Annotated in this window: 20 protein-coding genes and 1 riboswitch; all 20 genes read right to left on the reverse strand. The window is 65.3% G+C overall.

Annotated features, from left to right (window positions below):
• Window positions 1–249 precede the first annotated feature (249 nt).
• Window positions 250–1,035 carry a formate/nitrite transporter family protein gene (locus QO034_RS16470; protein ID WP_284486623.1) on the reverse strand — a complete coding sequence of 262 codons (786 nt, stop codon included), beginning with the start codon at window positions 1,033–1,035 and terminating at the stop codon, window positions 250–252.
• A gap of 152 nt (window positions 1,036–1,187) precedes the next feature.
• On the reverse strand, window positions 1,188–1,805 hold the full coding sequence (locus QO034_RS16475; RefSeq protein WP_284486624.1) for an ABC-type transport auxiliary lipoprotein family protein: 618 nt from the start codon (window positions 1,803–1,805) through the stop codon (window positions 1,188–1,190).
• Window positions 1,802–3,547, reverse strand: coding sequence for an MlaD family protein (locus tag QO034_RS16480; protein ID WP_284486625.1), 1,746 nt, complete (start codon window positions 3,545–3,547; stop codon window positions 1,802–1,804). The genes QO034_RS16475 and QO034_RS16480 overlap by 4 nt, the downstream gene beginning before the upstream one ends.
• Window positions 3,544–4,350 carry an ABC transporter ATP-binding protein gene (locus QO034_RS16485; protein ID WP_284486626.1) on the reverse strand — a complete coding sequence of 269 codons (807 nt, stop codon included), beginning with the start codon at window positions 4,348–4,350 and terminating at the stop codon, window positions 3,544–3,546. Before QO034_RS16485 ends, QO034_RS16480 begins: the two co-directional genes overlap by 4 nt.
• On the reverse strand, window positions 4,347–5,453 hold the full coding sequence (locus QO034_RS16490; RefSeq protein ID WP_284486657.1) for an ABC transporter permease: 1,107 nt from the start codon (window positions 5,451–5,453) through the stop codon (window positions 4,347–4,349). The genes QO034_RS16485 and QO034_RS16490 overlap by 4 nt, the downstream gene beginning before the upstream one ends.
• 180 nt (window positions 5,454–5,633) lie before the next feature.
• On the reverse strand, window positions 5,634–6,440 hold the full coding sequence (locus QO034_RS16495) for an energy transducer TonB family protein (protein WP_284486627.1): 807 nt from the start codon (window positions 6,438–6,440) through the stop codon (window positions 5,634–5,636).
• On the reverse strand, window positions 6,437–6,817 hold the full coding sequence (locus tag QO034_RS16500) for an ExbD/TolR family protein (RefSeq protein ID WP_284486628.1): 381 nt from the start codon (window positions 6,815–6,817) through the stop codon (window positions 6,437–6,439). Before QO034_RS16500 ends, QO034_RS16495 begins: the two co-directional genes overlap by 4 nt.
• Before the next feature lie 5 nt (window positions 6,818–6,822).
• Window positions 6,823–7,200: an ExbD/TolR family protein gene (locus QO034_RS16505; RefSeq protein WP_284486629.1), complete on the reverse strand. Its 378-nt coding sequence runs from the start codon at window positions 7,198–7,200 to the stop codon at window positions 6,823–6,825.
• The gene (locus QO034_RS16510; RefSeq protein ID WP_284486630.1) at window positions 7,200–7,847 is read right to left on the reverse strand and encodes a MotA/TolQ/ExbB proton channel family protein; all 648 of its coding nucleotides are present in this window, start codon (window positions 7,845–7,847) and stop codon (window positions 7,200–7,202) included. The genes QO034_RS16505 and QO034_RS16510 overlap by 1 nt, the downstream gene beginning before the upstream one ends.
• Before the next feature lie 11 nt (window positions 7,848–7,858).
• The gene (locus QO034_RS16515) at window positions 7,859–8,599 is read right to left on the reverse strand and encodes an adenosylcobinamide amidohydrolase (RefSeq protein ID WP_284486631.1); all 741 of its coding nucleotides are present in this window, start codon (window positions 8,597–8,599) and stop codon (window positions 7,859–7,861) included.
• Window positions 8,596–9,354: an ABC transporter ATP-binding protein gene (locus QO034_RS16520; RefSeq protein WP_284486632.1), complete on the reverse strand. Its 759-nt coding sequence runs from the start codon at window positions 9,352–9,354 to the stop codon at window positions 8,596–8,598. Before QO034_RS16520 ends, QO034_RS16515 begins: the two co-directional genes overlap by 4 nt.
• The gene (locus QO034_RS16525) at window positions 9,351–10,334 is read right to left on the reverse strand and encodes a FecCD family ABC transporter permease (RefSeq protein WP_284486633.1); all 984 of its coding nucleotides are present in this window, start codon (window positions 10,332–10,334) and stop codon (window positions 9,351–9,353) included. Before QO034_RS16525 ends, QO034_RS16520 begins: the two co-directional genes overlap by 4 nt.
• A complete protein-coding gene (locus QO034_RS16530) occupies window positions 10,331–11,167 on the reverse strand; it encodes an ABC transporter substrate-binding protein (RefSeq protein ID WP_284486634.1) in 837 nt (278 codons plus the stop codon). Before QO034_RS16530 ends, QO034_RS16525 begins: the two co-directional genes overlap by 4 nt.
• 1 nt (window position 11,168) lies before the next feature.
• Window positions 11,169–13,037 (reverse strand): TonB-dependent receptor plug domain-containing protein, encoded by a 1,869-nt coding sequence (locus tag QO034_RS16535; protein ID WP_284486635.1) that lies wholly within the window; start codon window positions 13,035–13,037, stop codon window positions 11,169–11,171.
• Window positions 13,038–13,170: 133 nt separating this feature from the next.
• Window positions 13,171–13,391: riboswitch (cobalamin riboswitch) on the reverse strand.
• Between the two features lie 107 nt (window positions 13,392–13,498).
• A complete protein-coding gene (locus tag QO034_RS16540) occupies window positions 13,499–14,407 on the reverse strand; it encodes a sugar kinase (protein WP_284486636.1) in 909 nt (302 codons plus the stop codon).
• A gap of 75 nt (window positions 14,408–14,482) precedes the next feature.
• Window positions 14,483–15,271, reverse strand: a complete 789-nt coding sequence (locus QO034_RS16545) for a hypothetical protein (RefSeq protein ID WP_284486637.1) — start codon at window positions 15,269–15,271, stop codon at window positions 14,483–14,485.
• On the reverse strand, window positions 15,264–16,991 hold the full coding sequence (locus QO034_RS16550; protein WP_284486638.1) for a thiamine pyrophosphate-binding protein: 1,728 nt from the start codon (window positions 16,989–16,991) through the stop codon (window positions 15,264–15,266). Before QO034_RS16550 ends, QO034_RS16545 begins: the two co-directional genes overlap by 8 nt.
• A 12-nt stretch (window positions 16,992–17,003) precedes the next feature.
• Window positions 17,004–18,305 carry a TRAP transporter large permease gene (locus tag QO034_RS16555; RefSeq protein ID WP_284486639.1) on the reverse strand — a complete coding sequence of 434 codons (1,302 nt, stop codon included), beginning with the start codon at window positions 18,303–18,305 and terminating at the stop codon, window positions 17,004–17,006.
• Window positions 18,302–18,817 carry a TRAP transporter small permease gene (locus QO034_RS16560; protein ID WP_284486640.1) on the reverse strand — a complete coding sequence of 172 codons (516 nt, stop codon included), beginning with the start codon at window positions 18,815–18,817 and terminating at the stop codon, window positions 18,302–18,304. Before QO034_RS16560 ends, QO034_RS16555 begins: the two co-directional genes overlap by 4 nt.
• Before the next feature lie 51 nt (window positions 18,818–18,868).
• Entirely contained in the window at window positions 18,869–19,882 is a 1,014-nt protein-coding gene (locus QO034_RS16565; RefSeq protein ID WP_284486641.1) for a DctP family TRAP transporter solute-binding subunit, read from the reverse strand.
• Window positions 19,883–19,889: the final 7 nt, after the last annotated feature.

A 19,889-nucleotide genomic window follows, 5' to 3' on the forward strand; every position in this document is an offset into this window, starting at 1 on the left:
AATGGCCGCGGCTATGAAAAGGGATCTCAGGATCTGCAAAGCAACCTCTCGCTTCTCAAGAAAGGACGGTCCAGGCACGGTTTTCTGCCAGCGCGGTTGCTGGCAGGTTATCGCAAGAGCAGGAATTTTCAAGTTTGCATCGCGACGAAGGGGAATGCCGCGATCCGGATCACTCCGGCAGGGCGGATCATCCCTGTCCAAAAGGAAAAACCGCAAACCCGGTACAGGCCAGCCGGATCCCGTGCCGCGTCAGCGCGCGGGCTTTCCGAGATAGGCAAAACGATAGGCCAGGGCGACGCCGCCCGCACCGCCTGCGATGTTGCCCAAAGTGACCCAGACCAGGTTGCGCACCGCATCGCCCACCGGCACCCCGGACGCCGCCAGCCATCCCTGCGGAAAGAAATACATGTTCGCGACGGAGTGTTCGAGACCCAGCAGGACGAATGCGCTGATCGGCCAGAGGATGGCCAGGATTTTCCCGCTAACCGTCCTGGCCGCAAAGGTCAGCCATATGGCGAGACACACCAGCGCATTGCACAGAGCGCCGCGAAAGAACGCCTCGACGGGTTGCAGGGCGGCTTTCGCCTGGGAAATCCGCGCCGCGACCTCTCCCATCGGGCCGTCCAGAAGTCCGGAAAACCCGAAGGCGAGGGCAAGCCCGGCCGCGCCCGCCAGGTTTCCCAGGTAGACGACCGTCCAGCTACGCAGCAGTTCCGGCGCCGTGATTCTCCGGTCGACGGCGGCCATGACCATCAGGGCATTGCCGGTAAACAGTTCCGCGCCCCCGACAACGACCAGAACAAGGCCCAGCGAAAAGACCACGCCGCCGAGCAGCTTGTGGGGGCCGAATGCCGGATCGATGCCGGACATGACGGCGCTGTAGGCGGCTGCACCGAACCCTATGAAGGCCCCGGCGAGGATGGCGAGCACGAACATCTGAAAGAGCGGAAGCCGGGCCTTGGCGATGCCGACATCTTCCACGAGAAGCGCGATCTTCGCGGGCCCATAGGCATCATGGCTGCTGTCGTCCTTCATGCGACCGACGATAAACCGCCCGATCCGGAACAAAAGATCTATTTCGGGTTCGCGACGTTCGTTGCACCATTTCGTCAGACCCCGGTCAGGGACAGGGTTGACCGATCACGGCAAACGGAGACCGGCCCGAACGGACCCCGGATTCCGGACGCCTAGGTGCGTGCGACGATCCATGATACGGCTTCGGCCAGAAGCTGCGAGGTCGCACCATCGAACGCGGCCGCAAGCGCATCGGGATCGGTCGAAGCGGTGTTTTCGGTGACGGCGAAAGCCCGTGTGGCGACGACCCTGCTGTCGCTTTCCCGAACCAGCCGCAGAACGAGTCGGACCCGGATAACCGATGCGCGCCCGTCGGCCACCGTTTCCGCCTGAAAATCCGTCAACTCGCCCAGCACCGTGAAATCGGAAATTGGTCCGACCGGACTGCGGCCGACCGACGCGAACCTGCCGGTTTCGGTGAGTCCCCTGACCAGCAGGGTCTGGATCATGACCGGCGCCGTGTCCGCCCACCGCACTCCGGGCAGGTATTGCGCCTGAAGCGGCGCGGGCCGGATCATGATCCGGTCGGTCGCGAGCGCGCCGCTGGCGGCGGGCGCCTGGACGACAAGTTCGACAGCCCGGCGCGACGCCGACCGAGGCACCTCGGGCGTGCGCAGTTCGTAGATTTCCAGCGGTTGCGAGGCATCTCCCAATGCCGTGAGCGCGGAGCAGCCGGACAGCGCCAAGGGCAGCAAGAGACACAGGGTCGGCAGGCGCATCTTCACATTCATCGTCTGAACTCCGGGGCGCGTGGGTCTAGGAAAAATCGGCTCGGGTCGCGTCGGATCTGCGCGAGCAATGCATCGAGATTGCTGATCAGGGCGCGGGTCTCGGTGGCAAGCCGGGCGTATTGCGGCAGCGCGGTTGCCGCGAAATTGCGGACCTCCGGGGCGCTCTCTTCGACGGCGGCCCTGACCTGGGCAAAGGCGGATTCCGCCGAACGGCTCGCGGCGCGCAGGTCTTCCGTCACGCCGGGAATTTCGTCCGCGACCCTGGCGACCGTGGCTTCGAGTTGCGACAGGGTCATGCGCAACCGTTCGGCAATTTCCGTGGCGTCTTCGTTCAGGACACGGTCCGCGCCCTGGAACGCCGATTTCGCGGCTTTCAGGGCGCGATCCCCTGTCTCCAGCGCGGCGTTGATCGCCGACAGGGTTTCGTTCGCATTGGCGAAAGTGACGCGCGCGCCGTCCAGCGTTTCTTCCGCCTTCCGGGCGAGATCATCCAGCCGGCCCGAGGCGGAAGACAGGTCCGCTCCGACAGTCGTGGCGACGCTGGAAGCGGTCTCGGTCGCCCTGCGGATATCGTCGAGAATCGCCGGCAGGTCGGTTTCCGCCGTATCCCCGATCATCCGGATGACCGACGTGGCCTCGGTCGTGGCGATGCGGAGTTCCGCGATCAGCGGTTCAGCGCCTTCGGCAATCGCCCCATCGAGCCGTCGCGCGGCATTGTCCACGCTGGCCAGCGTTTCTTCGATCCGGCCGATCAGAGCATGCGCCGCCGCCAGGGTCTCTTTCGCTTCGCCGAGGCGCAGGTTGGCCGTCTCGCCGGTTTCGGTATAGGTTCCCATCAGGAGGTCGGCGCGGTCGCTGAGGACGGCGAAGCGGGACTGGATGTCAGCCGCCGAACGGTCGAGCTGTCGTGTCGCGGAGGTCAGGTCTTCCCGGATATAGCGGTCGGCGCTGGCGATGGCGCCTTCCGCCCGTTCGAGCGTGTCAGAGCCTTGCGCCAGAACGTTTTGCGCGTCGGCGGACAGCGCGTCGATCGAGCCGAGCGCGGATTCCGCGGACTTGAGAACGCCGGAGGCATCGGTGGTGAGCGAATCCAGCATGTCGTTGAACCGGTCGATTTCGCGCGCGAAATCCGACACCGTGCCGCTGACCACCGAAAAGTCATCCAGCGCCTGGGCAAAGGATGCCGACGACTGTTCGACATTCCGCAGGATGTTCTGCACGCTTTGCTGGTTCTCGCCGCCAATCAACTGCCGCAACTGCCGCACGACTTCCAGCGTTTCGGCAAGGATTTCGGGTGCATCCTGCGACAGTGATTGCAAAACCGACTGCCCCGCCTCGATCATCGGGATGTCGTCCGGCGACGCGGCGGCGAGAAGCGGGGATTCCGGCGTGCCTGCCGAGATGCCCACAAAGGATACGCCGGTCACGCCCTGCGCTTCGATCGTGGCGACACTGTCGGTGCGCACCGGGGTATCCGCCCCTACTTCGACCCTGACCCGCACGCGCCCGTCCCGCTCCGGCGACAACCGCACATCGACGACCTGCCCGACCGGCAGACCGGAAAAGCGCACGTCCGATGCGTCGCTCAGCCCGGACACCGTCGGAAAATCGATATCGAAATAGGCGAACTGCCGGTCAAGCTGGATATTCGCGAACCAGAGAAAGAACGCGAGCATACCCAGAAACCCGGACAGGGCGAAGGCGCCGATCAGGATGTAGTTGGCCCTCGTTTCCATCGTCATTCTTCTCCGGTGGCAACGCGGGACGCCTGCGTTTCAGAAGCGGCGCGGGCGCGGGGGCCGTGAAAATATTCGCGCACCCAAGGATGCTCAACCTTCTGCATATCTTCAAGACTCCCCGTGACGAGAACCTTCTTCTCGGCCAGAACCGCGATACGGTCGCAGATCGCATAAAGCGTGTCGAGGTCATGGGTCACGAGGAAAACGGTAAGTTCAAGCGACCGGCTCAGGTTCCGGATCAACGTGTCGAAGGCCGCGGCACCGATCGGGTCAAGGCCGGCGGTCGGCTCATCAAGGAAAACGATCTCGGGGTCGAGCGCGAGGGCGCGCGCCAGCCCGGCCCGTTTCCGCATGCCGCCCGAAAGTTCCGCCGGGTATTTGTCCCCTGCCGAATAGGGAAGGCCCACCATCGAGATCTTCAGATCGGCAAGGTCGCGCCGGATCGCGGGTGCGAGGCCCGGAACCGATCGCATCGGCACCTCGACATTCTCGCGCACGGTCAGCGAAGAGAAAAGCGCGCCATCCTGGAACATGACGCCCCAGCGTTCTTCCAGCGATTCGCGCGCCGACTCCTCTTCGGACAGCACGTTCACGCCGAAAACCTCGATCGATCCGGCCTTTGGCTTCTGCAATCCGGTGATCGACCGCAGCAGCACGGATTTCCCCGTTCCGGACCCGCCCACGACGCCGAGAATTTCGCCGCGATAGACGTCCAGATCCAGGTTTTCGTGCACCACATGCGCGCCGAACTGGTTCTTCAGGCTGCGCACGCGGATCACGGTTTCGCGGGGTCCAGAGTCCATCATAGCCCGATCTGCGCGAAGAAGATCGAAAACATGGCGTCGGCGACGATGACCGCGAAGATCGCGGTCACGACCGCGTTCGATGTCATGCGGCCAAGCGATTCCGCGTCGCCCTTGACCTGCATTCCGGCATGGCATCCCACGACACCGATGATCAGCGCGAAGACCGGGGCCTTCACCAGCCCGACGAAAACATGGGACACATCCGTGCCTTCGACCAACCGGGTGCGGAACATCGACGGAGAAATCCCGAGATCGATCCAGGCCATCAGCGCGCCGCCGAACAGCCCCATGACATCGGCAATCAGGCCGAGGATCGGCAACATCACGAGAAGCGCGAGGATTCGCGGAAGGAACAGCACTGTCGCCGGGTCGAGGCCAAGGGTGCGCATCGCGTCGATTTCCTCGCGCATTTTCATCGACCCGATGGCCGCCGTGAAGGCCGAAGCCGTCCGGCCCGCGACGATGATCGCCGTCAGCAGAATTCCCAACTCCCGAAGGATCGAGATTGCGATCAGGTCCACGACGAAAACTTCGGCACCGAACTGCCGCAGTTGGGCAGACCCCTGGAATGCGAGCACCACGCCGATCAGGAAAGCCATGAGGGCGACAATCGGGACGGCGCGCAAACCGACATCCTCGGCATGGGCGACAAGGGCCGTCAGGCGAAATTCGCTCGGGTGCCGCATCACCCGGCCGAGACGGGCGAAAAAGAGGCCGAGATAGCCGGTCAGTTCGAGCAGGAACCTGGCGCCGGCAACCACGGTCTGTCCGATGCGTTCCAGAAGCGCAGCGAAATCCTTGCGGTCCGGAGGCGCCCCTTCCTTTTCGGGCATGGCGCGGCGCACGCTTTCCAGCAACTGGGCGCTTTCCGCGCTGAGGTTGCGCATCTCCATCGTGCCGCCGGAACCGGTCAGCCGCCTTTCAAGATCGGACAGGGCCCAGGCGCCGGCGGTGTCGAGACGGACGACCTTTGCCATGTCGACGACCAGACGATCGCAAGGCTTCAGGTCTCCGAGGTTTTCGTGAACCTGGGTCACCGTATTGACGGAGAGCGTGCCGATCAGGCGCAGGACTGCCTCGCCGGTCTCGGCCGCCGGGATCATTTCGAACTGGAAATCCTGTTTCACGACCGGACCATTTCCTTCTCGGCGCGCCTAGCGGCACCGCGACGCATCTTCGGCAGAAATGATCCTGCCATGTGCGTGCGGAACAGGAAAGCAGATGACATATGGCGGCGCCGACCGTTGCCCAAGGGGCACGGCCGGGAAGCGGACGGGCCGGTTTCAGGGCTGGAAGGACATCGGCAGAACGAACTGGTGAACGCCAGTCGCAAGCCCCTTGGGTGCGCTGCGAATCCGGGCGCGTTTGACAGCCGCGATGGCGGCCTGATCCAGCGCCGGGTGTCCCGATGACTTGCGGATCCTGACCGCGGACACCGTGCCATTGCTGTGCACGGCAATCGCCAGCGTGACCGAACCCTCCACCCGCAACCCTTTCGGGAATGATTTGCGCCGTTCGATTTCAGCCCGGATCGCCTGTCCCCAGGTCGCCATCAGGGCAGGGGACTGCGAGGAGTCGGCGGCGGCCGAACGCGATGCGCCGTTGTTTCCGGCCTGGCTGCGTTGGCCGCGTCCCGCGGCCTTTTGTCCGGGGCTGGCGAGCGCGGACCGGGGTGGACTGGGTTGCGGCTGTCGCTGCGGCGGGCGGATCGAACGTTCCGGCGATGCAAAGGCGTAGTCGTGAGAAGCGCGGTCAACGGAGACGGGTGCCGACGGTTCGCTCGCTGACATGGGCAGGCTCTCGATGGCGGTCAGCCGTGGAACCGATTGTTCCGGTGCAGTCCGGCGGATCGGCGTCGGAGGGATGGCCGGATCCGGTGTCATCGGGGCGGGACTGGACGCCACGACCGGTTCGCGCTGCCATCGATCGACCAGCGCCTCCAGCGACGGGCTGCTGGCCTGGAGCGATATCAGCGCGTCGCCGCCCTCCCCGGCGCCGGGCGCGCCGCCGGAATCCGCGCCCTGCCAGACCGCGACGTGAACGCCCGCAGCGACGGCCAGAAAGAAGCCGATTTCAACCGCGGCCCTCATTCCTGCCGCACCACGAGACTGAACCGCGTGACGCCGGCTTTCGCCAGGCGCGACAGGATGGACGCCAGGTCCCTGGCCGGCAATTCCGCATCGGCCCGGATCGTCACCTGTTCCACTGATTCCGCGGCTTCGATGGCGGCCCAGGCGTCTTCTCCTGTCTGGCCGCCAAGGGCGATCATCCCGGCGGCGGAAACGTACAGGGTTTCCAAGTCCGCGACCGCCTCGTCGGAATCGGCCTCCGGCAATGTGAGATCGAAAGGCGGTGCCGGGGCGATCCGGGCCGTCATCATGAAGAAGATCAGCAGAAGAAACACGACGTTGATCATCGGAACGACGGATTCGGCATGCGGACGGCGGCGGGAACGGGTGAACTGCATCGGCGTCACTCCACCACGGCAAGGTTCGTGATGCCGGATCGGCGCAGACTCTGCGCCACTCCGATCAGCCGTTGCAGACTGGTATCCGCGTCGGCGCGCAGCACGACCAGGTCATCGCGGTCGCGCATCAGCGGGGCCAGCCTGCCGGGCAGGTCTTCGGCGGTGAGGGGCTGGCCGTTCAACTGCAGTCCGGTTTCTGTCACGACGACCAGCCGCGGCGGGCCTTCATATGGCGCGCCACCGCCTGCAGCAGCCAGGGACAACGCCGCGTCATGGCCGAACCGCGACGCGAGCATGAAGAAGACCAGCAACAGAAACACCACATCGATCATCGGTGTCAGGCTGGGCTTGCGGCTGCGCCGTGGTTCGGAAAAGCTGAACATCAGGCCGCCACCGTGTCCCTTGTCGCCCGGCGGGTAAACAGGCGGGTCGCCATGTCTTCCATGTCGGACTGGACCCGGTCCGCGACGGATTCAAACCAGCTGAGCGCGATTGCCGCCGGGATTGCCACCGCCATCCCGGCGGCAGTGGTCAGCAGGGCTTCCCAGATACCGCCGGCCAGAACCGAAGGGTCGGCCTGTCCGCCGCTGGTTTCCAGCGCCTGAAAGGCGTCGATCATGCCGAGAACCGTACCCAGAAGGCCGATCAGGGGGGCGACCGTGACGATCAGTTCCAACGGACGCAGACCGGTGCGAAGCTGCTGCAATTCCCGCTGCGCCAGCCGGGCGGTTTCCTCGCGGGCCAGCTGTTCGGGCAGGGCGAGGGTCGCAAGCGTTCCCTCGACGAAACGGGCGCGCACGTTGCGCGGCGTCGTGGGCAGTGACGTTTCGGGCCGTATCCTGTCGGTGCCGTCGCAAGCCGCGGCGACCATCTTTTCCGCCTGGGACTCCGACCATGCCCCGGCAAGGCCCAGTCTCCACAGTTTCCACAGGATGATCGCCAGCGTCAGCACGGACAGGGCCGCGATGGCCCAGAGCGCGGGACCGCCGGTGTGCAGGAATGCCAGGAGCGCGGCAATGTCGGGTTTCATGTCAAAATCCTTCAGCAGTCATTGCAACCTGTCCGCCCAGGCAGGGGCCGATGCAGTGGGTTTTGAAGGCTGCGCTGATCCTGTGCATTCGTCACCCATTCTGATCGGGCCGAGGCGAATTCGTCCATCCAGTCACGGGCGCCGGCCAGGGTTGCGCGGTAGACCGCTCGTCCGACGGCTTCGCCGATATCGGTGTGCAGCCCGGCATAGGTGCAGGTTCCGATGGGGGCCGCCACGGCGATGCAATCCGTTCCGGTCCCGGTTGCCGGACCATCGCGCAGGGGCAGCCCGACCTCGATGATGGCCGCGGTGCGGGCCTGCGTGGCGATGCTCAGCGTTTCCAGCAGACCGGTTTGCGAAAGTCCGGCGGTCAGGCGGATGGCGATGTTGATCGTGCCGCGCCCCGGATGCGCCCGAACGGTCCGGAATCCCACCCGTTCGGCATTGGTAAGCCCCACGGTGGCGACGCAATGCGCCGTGGTTCCGCCCACGCTGGCGGTGGCCTGTTTGTATCGGCCGATGTCACGCGAGGTCAGCAAGGTGACGGCGTCCGCCGCTTGCCGGTCTTCAAGTTCCTCCGACAGCCAGCGGGCGACATCGAAATCTTCGGACAGGTCGGCGTTGCGGACCTCGCGCCAGAAAATGCGGCGTGCGGTGACAAAGCCGGGCCGGTTGATCGCCCAGCTCAGAACCTGCATGTCCCCGCCGAGATCGAATTCGAGCCACGGGCGCTTCAGGGTCACGGCGGTCATGTGGCCACCTCCAGCGGCTGAAAGACCAGCCCTTCCGGGGTATCCTGGAACCAGGCCGTGATGCCGAAGGTCTTTCGGATCAGGTCGGGCGACAGCAGCGCGCGCGGCGGTCCGTCGGCGACCACTCCGCCCCGGTCGATGACGATCAGCCGGGTGCAGTGACGCACCGCAAGTCCGAGATCGTGCAGCGACACGAAAACGGAACGGCCCTTCCGGGCGAGTTCCGCAAAGGTTTCCATGGTCGAAATCTGGTGCGCCGGATCAAGCCCTGCGATCGGTTCATCCGCCATCAGCAGCGGGGTTTCCTGCGCCAGGGTGCGCGCGATCAGGACCCGCGCCTGTTCGCCGCCGGAGAGGCGAGTCGCCGTCCGCTGCCGCAGCTCCGTCAAACCCATCTGTTCGAGCGCCGAGTCGACCGCGTCCCGGTCCGCTCCGGTCATGCGCTGGCCGGTGGACATGTGCGGCATGCGTCCAAGCGAAACCACGGTCTGTACATCCACCGGCCAGGCGATTTCGCGGGCCTGGGGCAACCATGCGACTGCGCGTCCACGCTGGGCCGGGGCAAGGGCCGCAAGCGAACTGTGTCCGACCGAACCGATCAGACCGAGCGCGGCCCGCATCAGCGTCGTCTTGCCCGCGCCGTTGGGTCCGATCAGGCCGACCAGTTCTCCGCCGCCGATGTCGAAGGCAATGTCGCGCAGGATCGGCCTGCCGCGAAGCGTCACGCCGAAACCGGACAGGGACAGCACGGTCACAGGCCTTCCCTCCGGGTGCGGTGGATGAGATGCAGGAACAGCGGCGCTCCGACGAGCGCGGTGACGACGCCCAGTTTCAGGTCGCGGGCGGGCAACAGGATGCGCACCGCAAGATCGGAAGCGAGAAGCATCGCCGCCCCGCCCAGGGCCGACGCCCAAAGCAGACGTCCCGGCCGCGCCCCGACCAGCGGGCGAAGGATATGCGGCACGACCAGCCCGATGAACCCGATGGCGCCGGCGACCGCGGTCGATCCCGCCACCACGGTGGCGGTCCCGAGGATCAGGATCATGCGCATCCGGTTCAGGCGCAGGCCCATGGCTTCGGCGGCGTCCTCGCCCAGCGTCAGCGCATCGAGACCGCGCGTCAGCGTCGCGAGCATCACGGTCCCGGCAAGGATGAGAGGAAAGGCGATCCAGACATGCGCCATCGACCTGTCCGCCAGCGACCCCATCATCCAGAACACGATTTCATTCGCGGCAAAGGGATTGGGCGACAGGTTCAGAACCAGCGATGTCAGGGCCCCAGCCAATGCGGAAATCGCGATGCCTGCAAGGATCAGGGTCAGCGACGACCCACGCGGCCCCGCCAGAGCCAGAACCAGCAGAACGCCGATCAGCGCCCCGGTCAGCGCCGCCAGCGGCAACCCGATACCGCTTTGCACCGCCAGCCCGGTTTGCAGGGCGATCACCGCACCCAATGCGGACGCACCGGAAATGCCGATGAGTCCTGGGTCGGCCAGCGGGTTGCGCAAGTAGCCTTGCATGGCGGCGCCCGCCATCCCCAGACCCGCCCCGATCAACGCCGCCAGAATCGCCCGCGGCAGGCGGATCTCGCGCACGACCAGTGTCGATGCGCCGCCGTCCCCGCCGATCAAGGCGACGATACTGTCGACGGGACCGATAGACGCCGGGCCAACCACCAGCGCAGCGCCGAACAGCGCCAGCACCAGCAGCGACAGGATCAGGCCAAGCCGGGTCATGGCCGGTCCGCCGTCAAGGACTGCCTGAGGTCCGTCATCTGGCTGACGGCGTCCAGAACGAAGGGTGTCCCGCAGACCCAATCGCTGTCCGTCACGGACGCGGTGGCGGACTGCCGGCGCAGAACGGACACGACCGGATGATCCATGATCTCTTCGGACCGGGACGCGCCGGGGTATGGTTGTCCTGTCACCACCGCGTCGGGGATGTTCATCGCCAGCAGTTCGAGCGGCAGGACGCCGCCGCCTTCGTATCCGATGTCGGCGGCGACGTTGTCGAAACCGGCCCTCGTCAGGATTTGCCCCGCCAGCGACTTGTCGCCGAGGGTGTATCCGTTGGCATAGTAGAGCGCCGCGCGCGGGCGGGCCGCGATCTCTGCCTGAAAGTCGCCGAGCCGGGCATCGAACCTGTCGACAAGCTCCGCGGCGCGATCCTGCCGGCCGAGGACCTCGCCCATCTGGATCATCCGGGCGCGCACATCGTCCAGCGAATAGGCCTGTTCAAACCGCAGGACTGGCACATCCAGCCGTCTGAGCATGTCCACCGTGGCATTGGCGCCATATTCACCCGCCAGAACGAGATCCGGCTGCATCAGATAGATCTCTTCGGCCAGACCGCTGTTGGCGGGGTAAGCCCGTGCCTGTTCGACCATCGCCGAACTGCGCGGGTCCGTCGCAAGATGGGACACGGACACCAACTGCCCGGTATCCGCGATCAGCATCGCCAACTGGTCCGTGCACAGGTTGATGGACACGACGCGCGCGGGGGACGGATCGGCGTGCGCACCGGCCCAGGGCCAGATCAGAGCCGCCGCCCATGCCAGCCCCCGCAACATGTCAGAACGCGGCCCGCAACCCGACATAGGCCGTGCGGCCCCGCGTGGCATATCCCCAGGTGTCAGAGTAGGTTTCGTCGAACAAGTTCACGATTCGGCCGGTCAGTTGCACCGCGTCGGTCAGTTCATATTGTGCCGAAAGATCGACGGTCACGTAATCGGGAAGCTCCTTGGTGTCGAAATTTCCGAAGAACTGCGTGTCGTAATTCCCCGCAACATAGCGCAGATCGGCCGTGACCTGTCCGCGCCCGGCAAGAAATTCCTGGGTCGCGGACAGCGACAGTTCATGCTTCGGACGCCGGATCTCGATGGAACCATCGGGGTTTCGCGCACGCAGGTAGGTATAGTCGAGTTGCAGGTTCAGACTGTCCGTCGCCTGAAGCGAGCCGGACAGTTCGACGCCCCGCCGGTTGCTTTTCCCGTCCTCGTTGATGAAGGTCGAATTGCCCGAAACCGGGTCGAAAACCGCCGTGATTTCGTCGGTCAGGTTGTCGTAGAAATAGGTGAGGCCGATGCTCCCCCTGTCGCCCCAGAACGGCACGTCCACCCCGATGTCGAAGCTTTCGTTCTTTTCCGGCTTCAGGTTGGGATTGCCCACGAACCCGAACGAATCGGCGAACAGCTCGAAGTAGCTGGGATTGACCGACCCGGTTCCGGCAGAGGTATGAAGACGCACACCGCTTTGCGCGAATGTGTAGGAGGCCGCCAGTGTCCAGACCACGTCGTCTTCGAAGGTCTTGTTGTCGTCATAGCGCAAGCCGCCCTGAAGGTTCAGGCCGTTTTCCAGGGCGCCGCGGTATTCCATGGCGACGGAATTGGTTTCGCGACGATATTCCGAGTTGGTCGACGACGAATCCTCTTCCCATTCCAGCAACACGTTCAAAAGGTGATCGGTGTCTGAAACCATCTGCCCGTCCAGACCGTAGCTCAGCAGGTATTTTGCGGCCTTCCGGTCCGCCTTGGTGGGATCGCCGCCATTGGTGCTGGTTTCGAAATCGGATCCTTCAAAGGTCAGGCGCTGGATCAGCCGGCCGTCCAGGGCGTCGAATTCCGCGTAGAGGCTGCCCTGGCGTTCCTGGCGTTCGGACGTCTGGTCGGGATCGTCTATGACATAGTCGGCCGGATCCATGGCCAGGAAGTTCGTTTCGTCGAAATCGGAATCCTCGTCTGATGCCCGCAACGTGAAGCCGAGCGTGATCTGCTCCGTCACGTTGTAATCGCCGGTCAGGTTGATGGTCGAGCGCCGGATGCCGTCGTCTTCGCCATTGCTGCCGGAATAGTCGTAGCCGTCGTCGTCCAGGCGGGACAGGCCCAGGGCCAAGCCGCCGCGATCGGTCCGGAAGGAATATCGCGCGGTCGCCGCATAGCCGTCCCCGGCTTCGACCGTTCCGCCGAATTCGGTGCCGAGATTGCCTTTCTTCGTGATGATATTGATGACGCCGGCGGATGCGTTGGAGCCGTAGAAGACGGATTGCGGCCCGCGTAACACTTCGATCCGTTCGATATTCGCAGTCTCAAGTCCGGACAGGACGTATTCGTTGTCGCCGGCGGATGCCTGGACACCGTCGATCAGGATGAGCGTATGATTGGCTTCGGCGCCGCGAATGCGCACCTGCGTCAGGTTATCGCCTGTTCCGCTGACCGATACGCCGGGCACCGTGCGCAGCGCTTCCTTCACCGTGATGAATCCCCCGTTTTCGATGTCTTCGGCGGTCAGGACGGTTGCAGAGCGCCCATAGCGTTGTTCCTCGATCGGGGTGAACCCGCCGGAAACGACGATTTCATCCAGTTCGAAGGGGGTTTGCGAAATGGCCGGCTGCGCGCAGAGTGTGGCTGCGGCAACGGTGGCGAGATGAATGGAGCGTGTCATGTTCTTTGCCTCGGATGCGACCGTGGAGCGGTCGCCAGACCTGATCGGTTGTCCGGTGAGGGCAAGATGTCCCCCGCAGACGGTGAAGCCACCACGGCGGAAGATCCGCAGCCCGAAACGCCCCTCGCGTCCGGACAGGGTGATCGCTTCGGCAGGTCTCCTGACTTGCGGGTCAATGCTTGGCCGGACCTTCCCGTCACGGCAATCGTGACAGTGGTTTTTCCCGGCTTCGCTCGCCGCCTACAGTTGCGGGGGCAGTCCCGGATTTCGCGCTTTTGAATGGCGCGGCACCGTGTTCCCTAATTTTGAAAATCCGGACGGCAAGCCGCTCGGACCGAAGCAGACCTCTGATAGGCCGAGTCCGTGTTCTTGTGAAGAGATTAATTTGTGCCATTGCCGGTCGGTTCGTCGGACCCGACGGGGGGGCTGGGCCGGCCCGAGATCGCGGCAAGCCTGCCCGGTCAGATCCTGAGGTCGGAAAACGGCACCAGCGCGCCCTTGCGGTACACGACCTGCGCGGAACAGGCCTGCGCAACGGCAATCGCCTGCGCCACGGCCGCGCCCCGGCCCAATGCGGACAGATAGGCGCCATTGAAGGAATCCCCGGCCGCTGTCGTGTCGACGACGCCTTCCACGGGCGGCACAGGGAAATCCTGCATACCTCCCTTGTTCAGCAGCAACGTCGGAAGCGGGCCATTTTTGACCACCACCTGATCCGCGCCAAGCGCGCCATATCGCCGGGCCGTGTCTTCCGGGGCCGCGTCGCCGAAATTTCGGCACTCGTCGTCAAAACTGGGAAGCACGATATCCGACAGGCCCGCCGCCCGCGAGATGACCCGGCGCATCCGGTCTGCATCGTCCCAGAGATGCGGGCGGAGGTTCGGATCAAAGGCCACGCGCGCACCGGGTTTCATCCGCGCCCGCAGGTTTCCGAGAAACAACTCGCAGTCTTCGTGGCTCAGGATCGCCAGGGTGATCCCCGAGAAATAGACAAAGTCGGCATCCGCGACCTGCGGCCAGAGGCGGTTGGCATGCCGCATCATCAGCCGCGCCGCCGACGTGTCGCGCCAGTAGCTGAACGTGCGCTCGGCACCTGTCAGATGGATGACGTAGAGACCTGGCCTTCGACCCGGTATGCGCGGAACAGAATCGCAGCGGATACCCGCTGTGGCGGCGAATGCCAGCATCCGGTCCGAGATCGGGTCATCGCCGACGGCGGTGAAAAAGGCGACTTCGGCATCGGGACCGCCGGTGGCCTTGGCATACCATAACGTGTTGAACACGTCGCCCGCGAATCCCTGCCGAAGCAACGACCCCTCCGCGGGCGAAAGTTCGATCATGCATTCGCCGATACCGAGGATGGATGTCATGTCGCCGCTTTCATGTTCGGTTGCCGGTCCCGCGATCCCTGTCCGGGCACAGTGACACCGAAGGCCGGCGGGCGGTCAAGAGCGCAGGGCCGATGCCACCAGATCGCTGGCTTTCATGCCGATCCGGCCTCCGATCGTTTCGGCAGCGGGGTTGAGGGCCGAGATCGTCCCGTCGTGCCATGTCGAATGCGCGTCGCCGATGCGGGCCGACGTCGCGGCCACGGTGGCGGCGGCAACGCCCCGGTCCTGCAGGGCCGGCAGGCGCGACGTGGCCGCACCGCCCGCGTCGTTGAAGAGCGCGAGGTGGGCATCGGTTTTCAGGGCGTTGGCCGGGTTGCCCCCGAAGATCGCGCCATGCGATCCGGTCACGACCACCTGACCGGCGTCGTCGGGCCGCACGAGGCCGGCGGAGTCGACCAGGATCAGCCGGCGCTTTGCGCGGGGCAAGGTGATTTCCTCGCGGCCTTCGCGGATATCGGGGCAAGGGCCGTCGGGCAGCGGCGTCCGCGCCAGCAGCCTGGCGGCGGCGGCGCAGGCCATGCCGGGGGCCAGACCGGCCGCGGCCGCGCCGGCGTTGACATGCGACAGGATGCCCCGAGCCATCATCATCCCCGCATTGCCGATATCCGCGGTGGCGTGATTCACCGCGGCCGCGGCCATGCCCTGGGCTTCCAGCCAGCGCAATCCGCCGATCCCGGCCTGCTCCAGCCCGACCCCCGCGTCGTGGAAGATCGCGGCGCGCGCGCCTGCCTGCCGGACCAGAAACGCGGCATAGATTCCGCCATGCGATCCGGTGACCGCGACCTTGCCGATGGCGTCGGGACCAAGGCGTGTCGCGCTGTCCGCCAGGATCGGGTCAGGCAACCCGGTCGCCCTTCCTGACCTTGACCGCGCGGCTGTCCGCCGCGGGCAGCATCTTGCCCGGATCGCGGGTCACGACCACGTCCAGGACGGTGGGTCGCCCGGTTTCCGCCAGTGCCCGTTTCAACGCGCCCGCCAGCGCGTCCGGCGTTTCCACACGGATACCGAGACAGCCCATCGCATTGGCCACATCCGCATAATTGGTTTCCGCGAGATCGCTGGATTGATAGGCGCCTTCGCCATACATCAGGTGTTGCAGCGCCTTCACGTAGCCCGATGCGGCGTTGTTCACCACGATGATCGTCGGCGCCAGGCCCATGCGGCGGGCGGTTTCGAGTTCGCCCAGCACCATGTTGAAACCGCCATCGCCGGTTATCGCGACGACGGATCGTTCCGGGGCGGCGATGCAGGCGCCCATCGCGCCGGGAAGGCCGTAGCCGATGGATGCGAAGCCCCTGTCCGGAACGAATCCGCGGCCGGGCCTGCGGCTGTCAAACAGCAGCCCGCTCCAGTGCGCGGCGAACCCGCCGTCGGCGATCAGGATAGCATCCTGTGGCAGGTGCGTGTTCAGTTCCCCGATCATCCGCCCCATCGATACCGGCACCTCGTCGCTTTCAAGCCGCGCGCGCGCCATCTCGCGCCAGTCGTTCATGCGCGCAAGAACCCTGTCGCACCAGGCCGCGCGCGCCGCGGGCACGGTGCCGCCGGTCAGCGCCGCCTTGAGATCGCGCAGCCCTTCGCGCGCGTCGCCCCACAGCGGCAGCGTCGGCGCGTAGGTCCGGCCGATTTCCTCGGCGACGCAATCCAGGTGGATCACCGTCTTGCCAGGCGCCGGCACGGTATAGCGCTTGGTCGCGATCTCGCCGAGCTTGCAGCCCACGACGAGAAGGCAATCGCTGTCTTCGATCAGCTCGTTGGCGATGCGGTCGTATCGCCCGAAGAGCCCGGCGCTCAGCGGGCTGGTGCAGGGAACCGCGCCCTTGCCGCTCATCGTGTGGGCCACGGGGATCCGGGCCGCTTCCGACAGGGCCGTCAGGATATCCGCAGCCTGCGAGATGTGAACGCCGCCTCCGGCCAGAACCAGGGGCCGTTCCGCCGCCGCCAGCATCGCCGCCGCCCGCGCCAGCGCCTCGGCTTCGGGGCGGCACCGCAGGGCCGGCGCTGCCTGATAACGCGGGTCGCTGTCGAAATCGCCGTCGCCGAAGCCATGGGTGCCATGCGCCACATCCTCGGGCACGATCAGAACCACCGGACCGGGCCGTCCCGTCGTTGCGACCATGAAGGCCCGTCGCAGCAGTTCGGGGATACGGTGGACCGCCTCGACCCGGATCACCTCCTTGGCGGCAGGACGCAGGATTTCAGCCTGGTGGGTTTCCTGGGTCATGTTCTTCCAGGAGTGGTCCCGGTGGGTATCGCCGACGATCGCGACGATCGGGGATCCGGCGTTCAATGCCTCGACAAGACCCGTCACGAGATTCGTCGCTCCCGGCCCGAGCGTCGCATCGACCAGCCCGACGCGGCCCGAGACCTTGGCATAGGCGTCTGCGGCGAAAGCGCCGCAGCGTTCGTCGTTGATCAGGTGGTGGTTCAGGCCGAGACGGCGTGCGGCGTCATAGAAGGGCAGAAGCTGAAAGCCTCCCATGCCGAAGATCGGCCCGGCCCCGTGGCTCATCAGGGTGCGGGCCAAGGCCTCGCCTCCGGTCATTTCGTTGCTTTCGGACATGTCAACCTCGTGTCAAGTTATGCGATAGCCCAGAACCCTCGGCAGCCAGAGCGCGATTTCCGGAAAGGCGATGATCAGGGCCAGCGCCACGGCCATGGCGAACAGCAGCCACCCGACCCAGCGAAAGGTGGATTCCAGAGGCACCCCGGCGATCTTGGCCGTCACCATCAGGTTGACGGCCACGGGCGGGGTGAATTGCCCCATGGCGATGTTGATCGCCATCACCACCCCGAACCAGACGTAGGACCATTCGAAGGCGTTGATGATCGGGATCAGCAACGGCAGCGTTATCAGGTAGATGGATACCCCGTCCAGCACCATGCCGGCCAGCAGCATCACGACCATGACCAGGCAGAGGATCACCCACTGGTTGTCGCTGACCCCGAGGATCAGCTCCGCCGTGGCGGAAAACGCGCCCATGGTGGAGCCTGCCCAGGCGAACAGGCCGGCCAGCGACAGGATGATCATCAGCACGCCCGAGATCCGGGCGCTTTCCGCCAGAACGTTGTAGATGTCGCGCCAGCCCATGGTGCGGTAGAGAACGGTGCCGACGAACAACCCGTAGAACACCGCCACGACGGCGGTTTCCGTCGGAGTGAACAGGCCGGACCGCAATCCGCCCAGGATGATGACCGGCGCCATCAGTCCCGGAAGGGCGCGTTGGAAGCTGGGCCAGAAGGGCGGGCGCTTCTCGACCTCGCCGACGCCGAAATCGTGGCGGCGGCTCAGGATCAGGGTCGGGACAGCGATGGCCACGCCGAGCAGCAGGCCCGGCAAGAGCCCGGCGGCGAACAGGGCCCGCAGATCCATGCCCGGTATGATCACGGAATAGACGATCATGGCGATCGACGGCGGAATCAGGATCGCGGTCGAGGCCGAGGCGGCGATCACGCTGGCGGTGAAAGGTTTCGGATATCCCGCCTTCACCATCGATGGCAACATCACGGTGGCGACCGCGGCGGCGTCCGCCGGGCCGGAACCCGACATGCCGCCCATGATCATGCAGACAAGTATCGCCACCAAAGCCAGGCCGCCGCGGCGCGGCCCGATCAGAGACTGCGCGAATTCCACCAGCCGGGCGGCGACGCCGGACCGTTCGAACATCGCGCCGGTGAGGATGAAGAGCGGAATGGCGATCAGCGGATATTTGGCGACGGCGGCATAGGTGTTCGGCCCGATCATGCCAAGCGCGGTCGCATCGAGCCCGAGCCAGACCCCGACCGCGCCACCAAGTCCGAGCGCGACGGCGATGGGCGTGCCGATCAGCATCAGGCCGACGAAAACCGCCAGCAACATGACATTGGCCAGGATCATGCGGCGCGCCCCTTGCGGAACCGCGCCCATCCCCGGCCCAGAACCCGCAGCAGAATGGCCACCGACAGGATCGGCATCCAGATCGTGTAGATCCAGGTCGGATTGCCCAGACCCGGCGTGGTTTCTTCCCAATACCATTCGGTATAGGTCACGCGGCCGCCGAAATAGATGATCAGCGAGAACATCAGCGTCGTGGCCAGAAGCGTCACAAGCTCGCACAGACGCTGCAAAGTGGCAGGCATCCGGTTCAGAAAGAACGTGATCCGGATGTGTTCATTGCCGGCGAAGGCGGCAGATGCCCCGACGAAGGTCATGAAGACGAGCAGGAACACGGAATATTCCTCGGTGAAGGCGAAGGACACGTTGGTCGCATAGCGCGCGATCACGTTCGCAAAGGAGATCAGGCAGATCAGCGCCATGGCGGCCGCGCCAAGGGCTTCCTCGATGCGCACCGGCACGATGGTGTGATCGGTTCCGGTGTCGTCGGCCGGTGTCGGGTCTGGCTGATCCATCCGATTGCCCCCAGGCAGAGGCCGGGCCCATCCGGGCCCGGCGCTGGTTCCTCAACGGTTGGCGATGGACTGTTCGGCCAGATCGACCAGATCTGCGCCGATCTTTTCCTTCCAGGCGTCATAGACCGGGCGCGTCGCGTCCACGAAGGCCTGTCTTTCCGCGTCCGTCAGGGTGATCACCTCGACACCCTTGCCGCGGATGTCTTCGATCAGGCTCTGGTCGCCGTCGGTCAGGCCCTTGCGGGCGATCTCGATTCCGATGGCTCCGGCATCGATGGCGGCCTGGCGCAGAATTTCCTGGTCCTCTGAGGTGAAGCTGTCCCACACCTGCTGGTTCACCGCAAAGATCAGCGGGTCCGCTACGTAGTGCCACAGGGTCACGTTGGTCTGCCCCAGTTCGTGCATGTTCAGCACCGAATAGATGGTCAGGGGGTTTTCCTGCCCGTCCACCGCCCCGGTGGTCAGAGCCGGCTGCGCATCGGCCCAGCTCATCTGGGTTGGGTTCGCGCCCATGGCGCTGAACATGTCGCTGAAGATCGGCGATCCGACGACGCGCAGCTTCAGGCCTTCCAGATCCGCGGGGGTGCGGATCGGCGTCTTGGAGTTTGTCACCTCGCGGAAGCCGTTTTCGGCCCAGGCCAGCGGCACCGCGCCCTTCGCCTGGACGATCTCGAAGATCCTTTCGCCCACCGGTCCCTGCGTCAGCGCATCCAGCGCCGCGTAATCCGGCATCAGGAAGGGCATCGAGAACAGGTTCAACTCGGTGATCTGCGGCGACCAGTTGATGGTCGAACCGACCGCCATGTCGATCACGCCCTGCCGCATTGCGGTGAATTCGCGGGTCTGATCGCCCTGGACAAGCTGCACGCCGGGATAGATCTTCAGGTTGATCCGCCCTTCGCTGCGTTCCGCGGTCAGTTCCGCCCATTTCTCAGCGGCGATGCCCCACGGAAACGGCGCCGGCACGACGGTGGAAACGCGGTATTCTTCCTTGTACTCCTGGGCAACGGCAGCGGTCGCGGCCAGCGTGGCCACCGCGGCGATCACGGTCTTGAAAAATTGCATGGTTGGT

Origin of the sequence: Sedimentitalea xiamensis, from assembly GCF_030164465.1 — a bacterium.
GTDB classification, from domain to species: Bacteria; Pseudomonadota; Alphaproteobacteria; order Rhodobacterales; family Rhodobacteraceae; genus Sedimentitalea; species Sedimentitalea xiamensis.

Excerpts from the sequence above, each read along its gene's own strand:
- QO034_RS16470 (WP_284486623.1), bottom strand. The coding sequence starts at position 1,035 with ATGAAGGACGACAGCAGCCATGATGCCTATGGGCCCGCGAAGATCGCG.
- QO034_RS16475 (WP_284486624.1), bottom strand. The coding sequence starts at position 1,805 with ATGAATGTGAAGATGCGCCTGCCGACCCTGTGTCTCTTGCTGCCCTTG.
- QO034_RS16480 (WP_284486625.1), bottom strand. The coding sequence starts at position 3,547 with ATGACGATGGAAACGAGGGCCAACTACATCCTGATCGGCGCCTTCGCC.
- QO034_RS16485 (WP_284486626.1), bottom strand. The coding sequence starts at position 4,350 with ATGATGGACTCTGGACCCCGCGAAACCGTGATCCGCGTGCGCAGCCTG.
- QO034_RS16490 (WP_284486657.1), bottom strand. The coding sequence starts at position 5,453 with ATGATCCCGGCGGCCGAGACCGGCGAGGCAGTCCTGCGCCTGATCGGC.
- QO034_RS16495 (WP_284486627.1), bottom strand. The coding sequence starts at position 6,440 with ATGAGGGCCGCGGTTGAAATCGGCTTCTTTCTGGCCGTCGCTGCGGGC.
- QO034_RS16500 (WP_284486628.1), bottom strand. The coding sequence starts at position 6,817 with ATGCAGTTCACCCGTTCCCGCCGCCGTCCGCATGCCGAATCCGTCGTT.
- QO034_RS16505 (WP_284486629.1), bottom strand. The coding sequence starts at position 7,200 with ATGTTCAGCTTTTCCGAACCACGGCGCAGCCGCAAGCCCAGCCTGACA.
- QO034_RS16510 (WP_284486630.1), bottom strand. The coding sequence starts at position 7,847 with ATGAAACCCGACATTGCCGCGCTCCTGGCATTCCTGCACACCGGCGGT.
- QO034_RS16515 (WP_284486631.1), bottom strand. The coding sequence starts at position 8,599 with ATGACCGCCGTGACCCTGAAGCGCCCGTGGCTCGAATTCGATCTCGGC.
- QO034_RS16525 (WP_284486633.1), bottom strand. The coding sequence starts at position 10,334 with ATGACCCGGCTTGGCCTGATCCTGTCGCTGCTGGTGCTGGCGCTGTTC.
- QO034_RS16530 (WP_284486634.1), bottom strand. The coding sequence starts at position 11,167 with ATGTTGCGGGGGCTGGCATGGGCGGCGGCTCTGATCTGGCCCTGGGCC.
- QO034_RS16535 (WP_284486635.1), bottom strand. The coding sequence starts at position 13,037 with ATGACACGCTCCATTCATCTCGCCACCGTTGCCGCAGCCACACTCTGC.
- QO034_RS16540 (WP_284486636.1), bottom strand. The coding sequence starts at position 14,407 with ATGACATCCATCCTCGGTATCGGCGAATGCATGATCGAACTTTCGCCC.
- QO034_RS16550 (WP_284486638.1), bottom strand. The coding sequence starts at position 16,991 with ATGTCCGAAAGCAACGAAATGACCGGAGGCGAGGCCTTGGCCCGCACC.
- QO034_RS16555 (WP_284486639.1), bottom strand. The coding sequence starts at position 18,305 with ATGATCCTGGCCAATGTCATGTTGCTGGCGGTTTTCGTCGGCCTGATG.
- QO034_RS16560 (WP_284486640.1), bottom strand. The coding sequence starts at position 18,817 with ATGGATCAGCCAGACCCGACACCGGCCGACGACACCGGAACCGATCAC.
- QO034_RS16565 (WP_284486641.1), bottom strand. The coding sequence starts at position 19,882 with ATGCAATTTTTCAAGACCGTGATCGCCGCGGTGGCCACGCTGGCCGCG.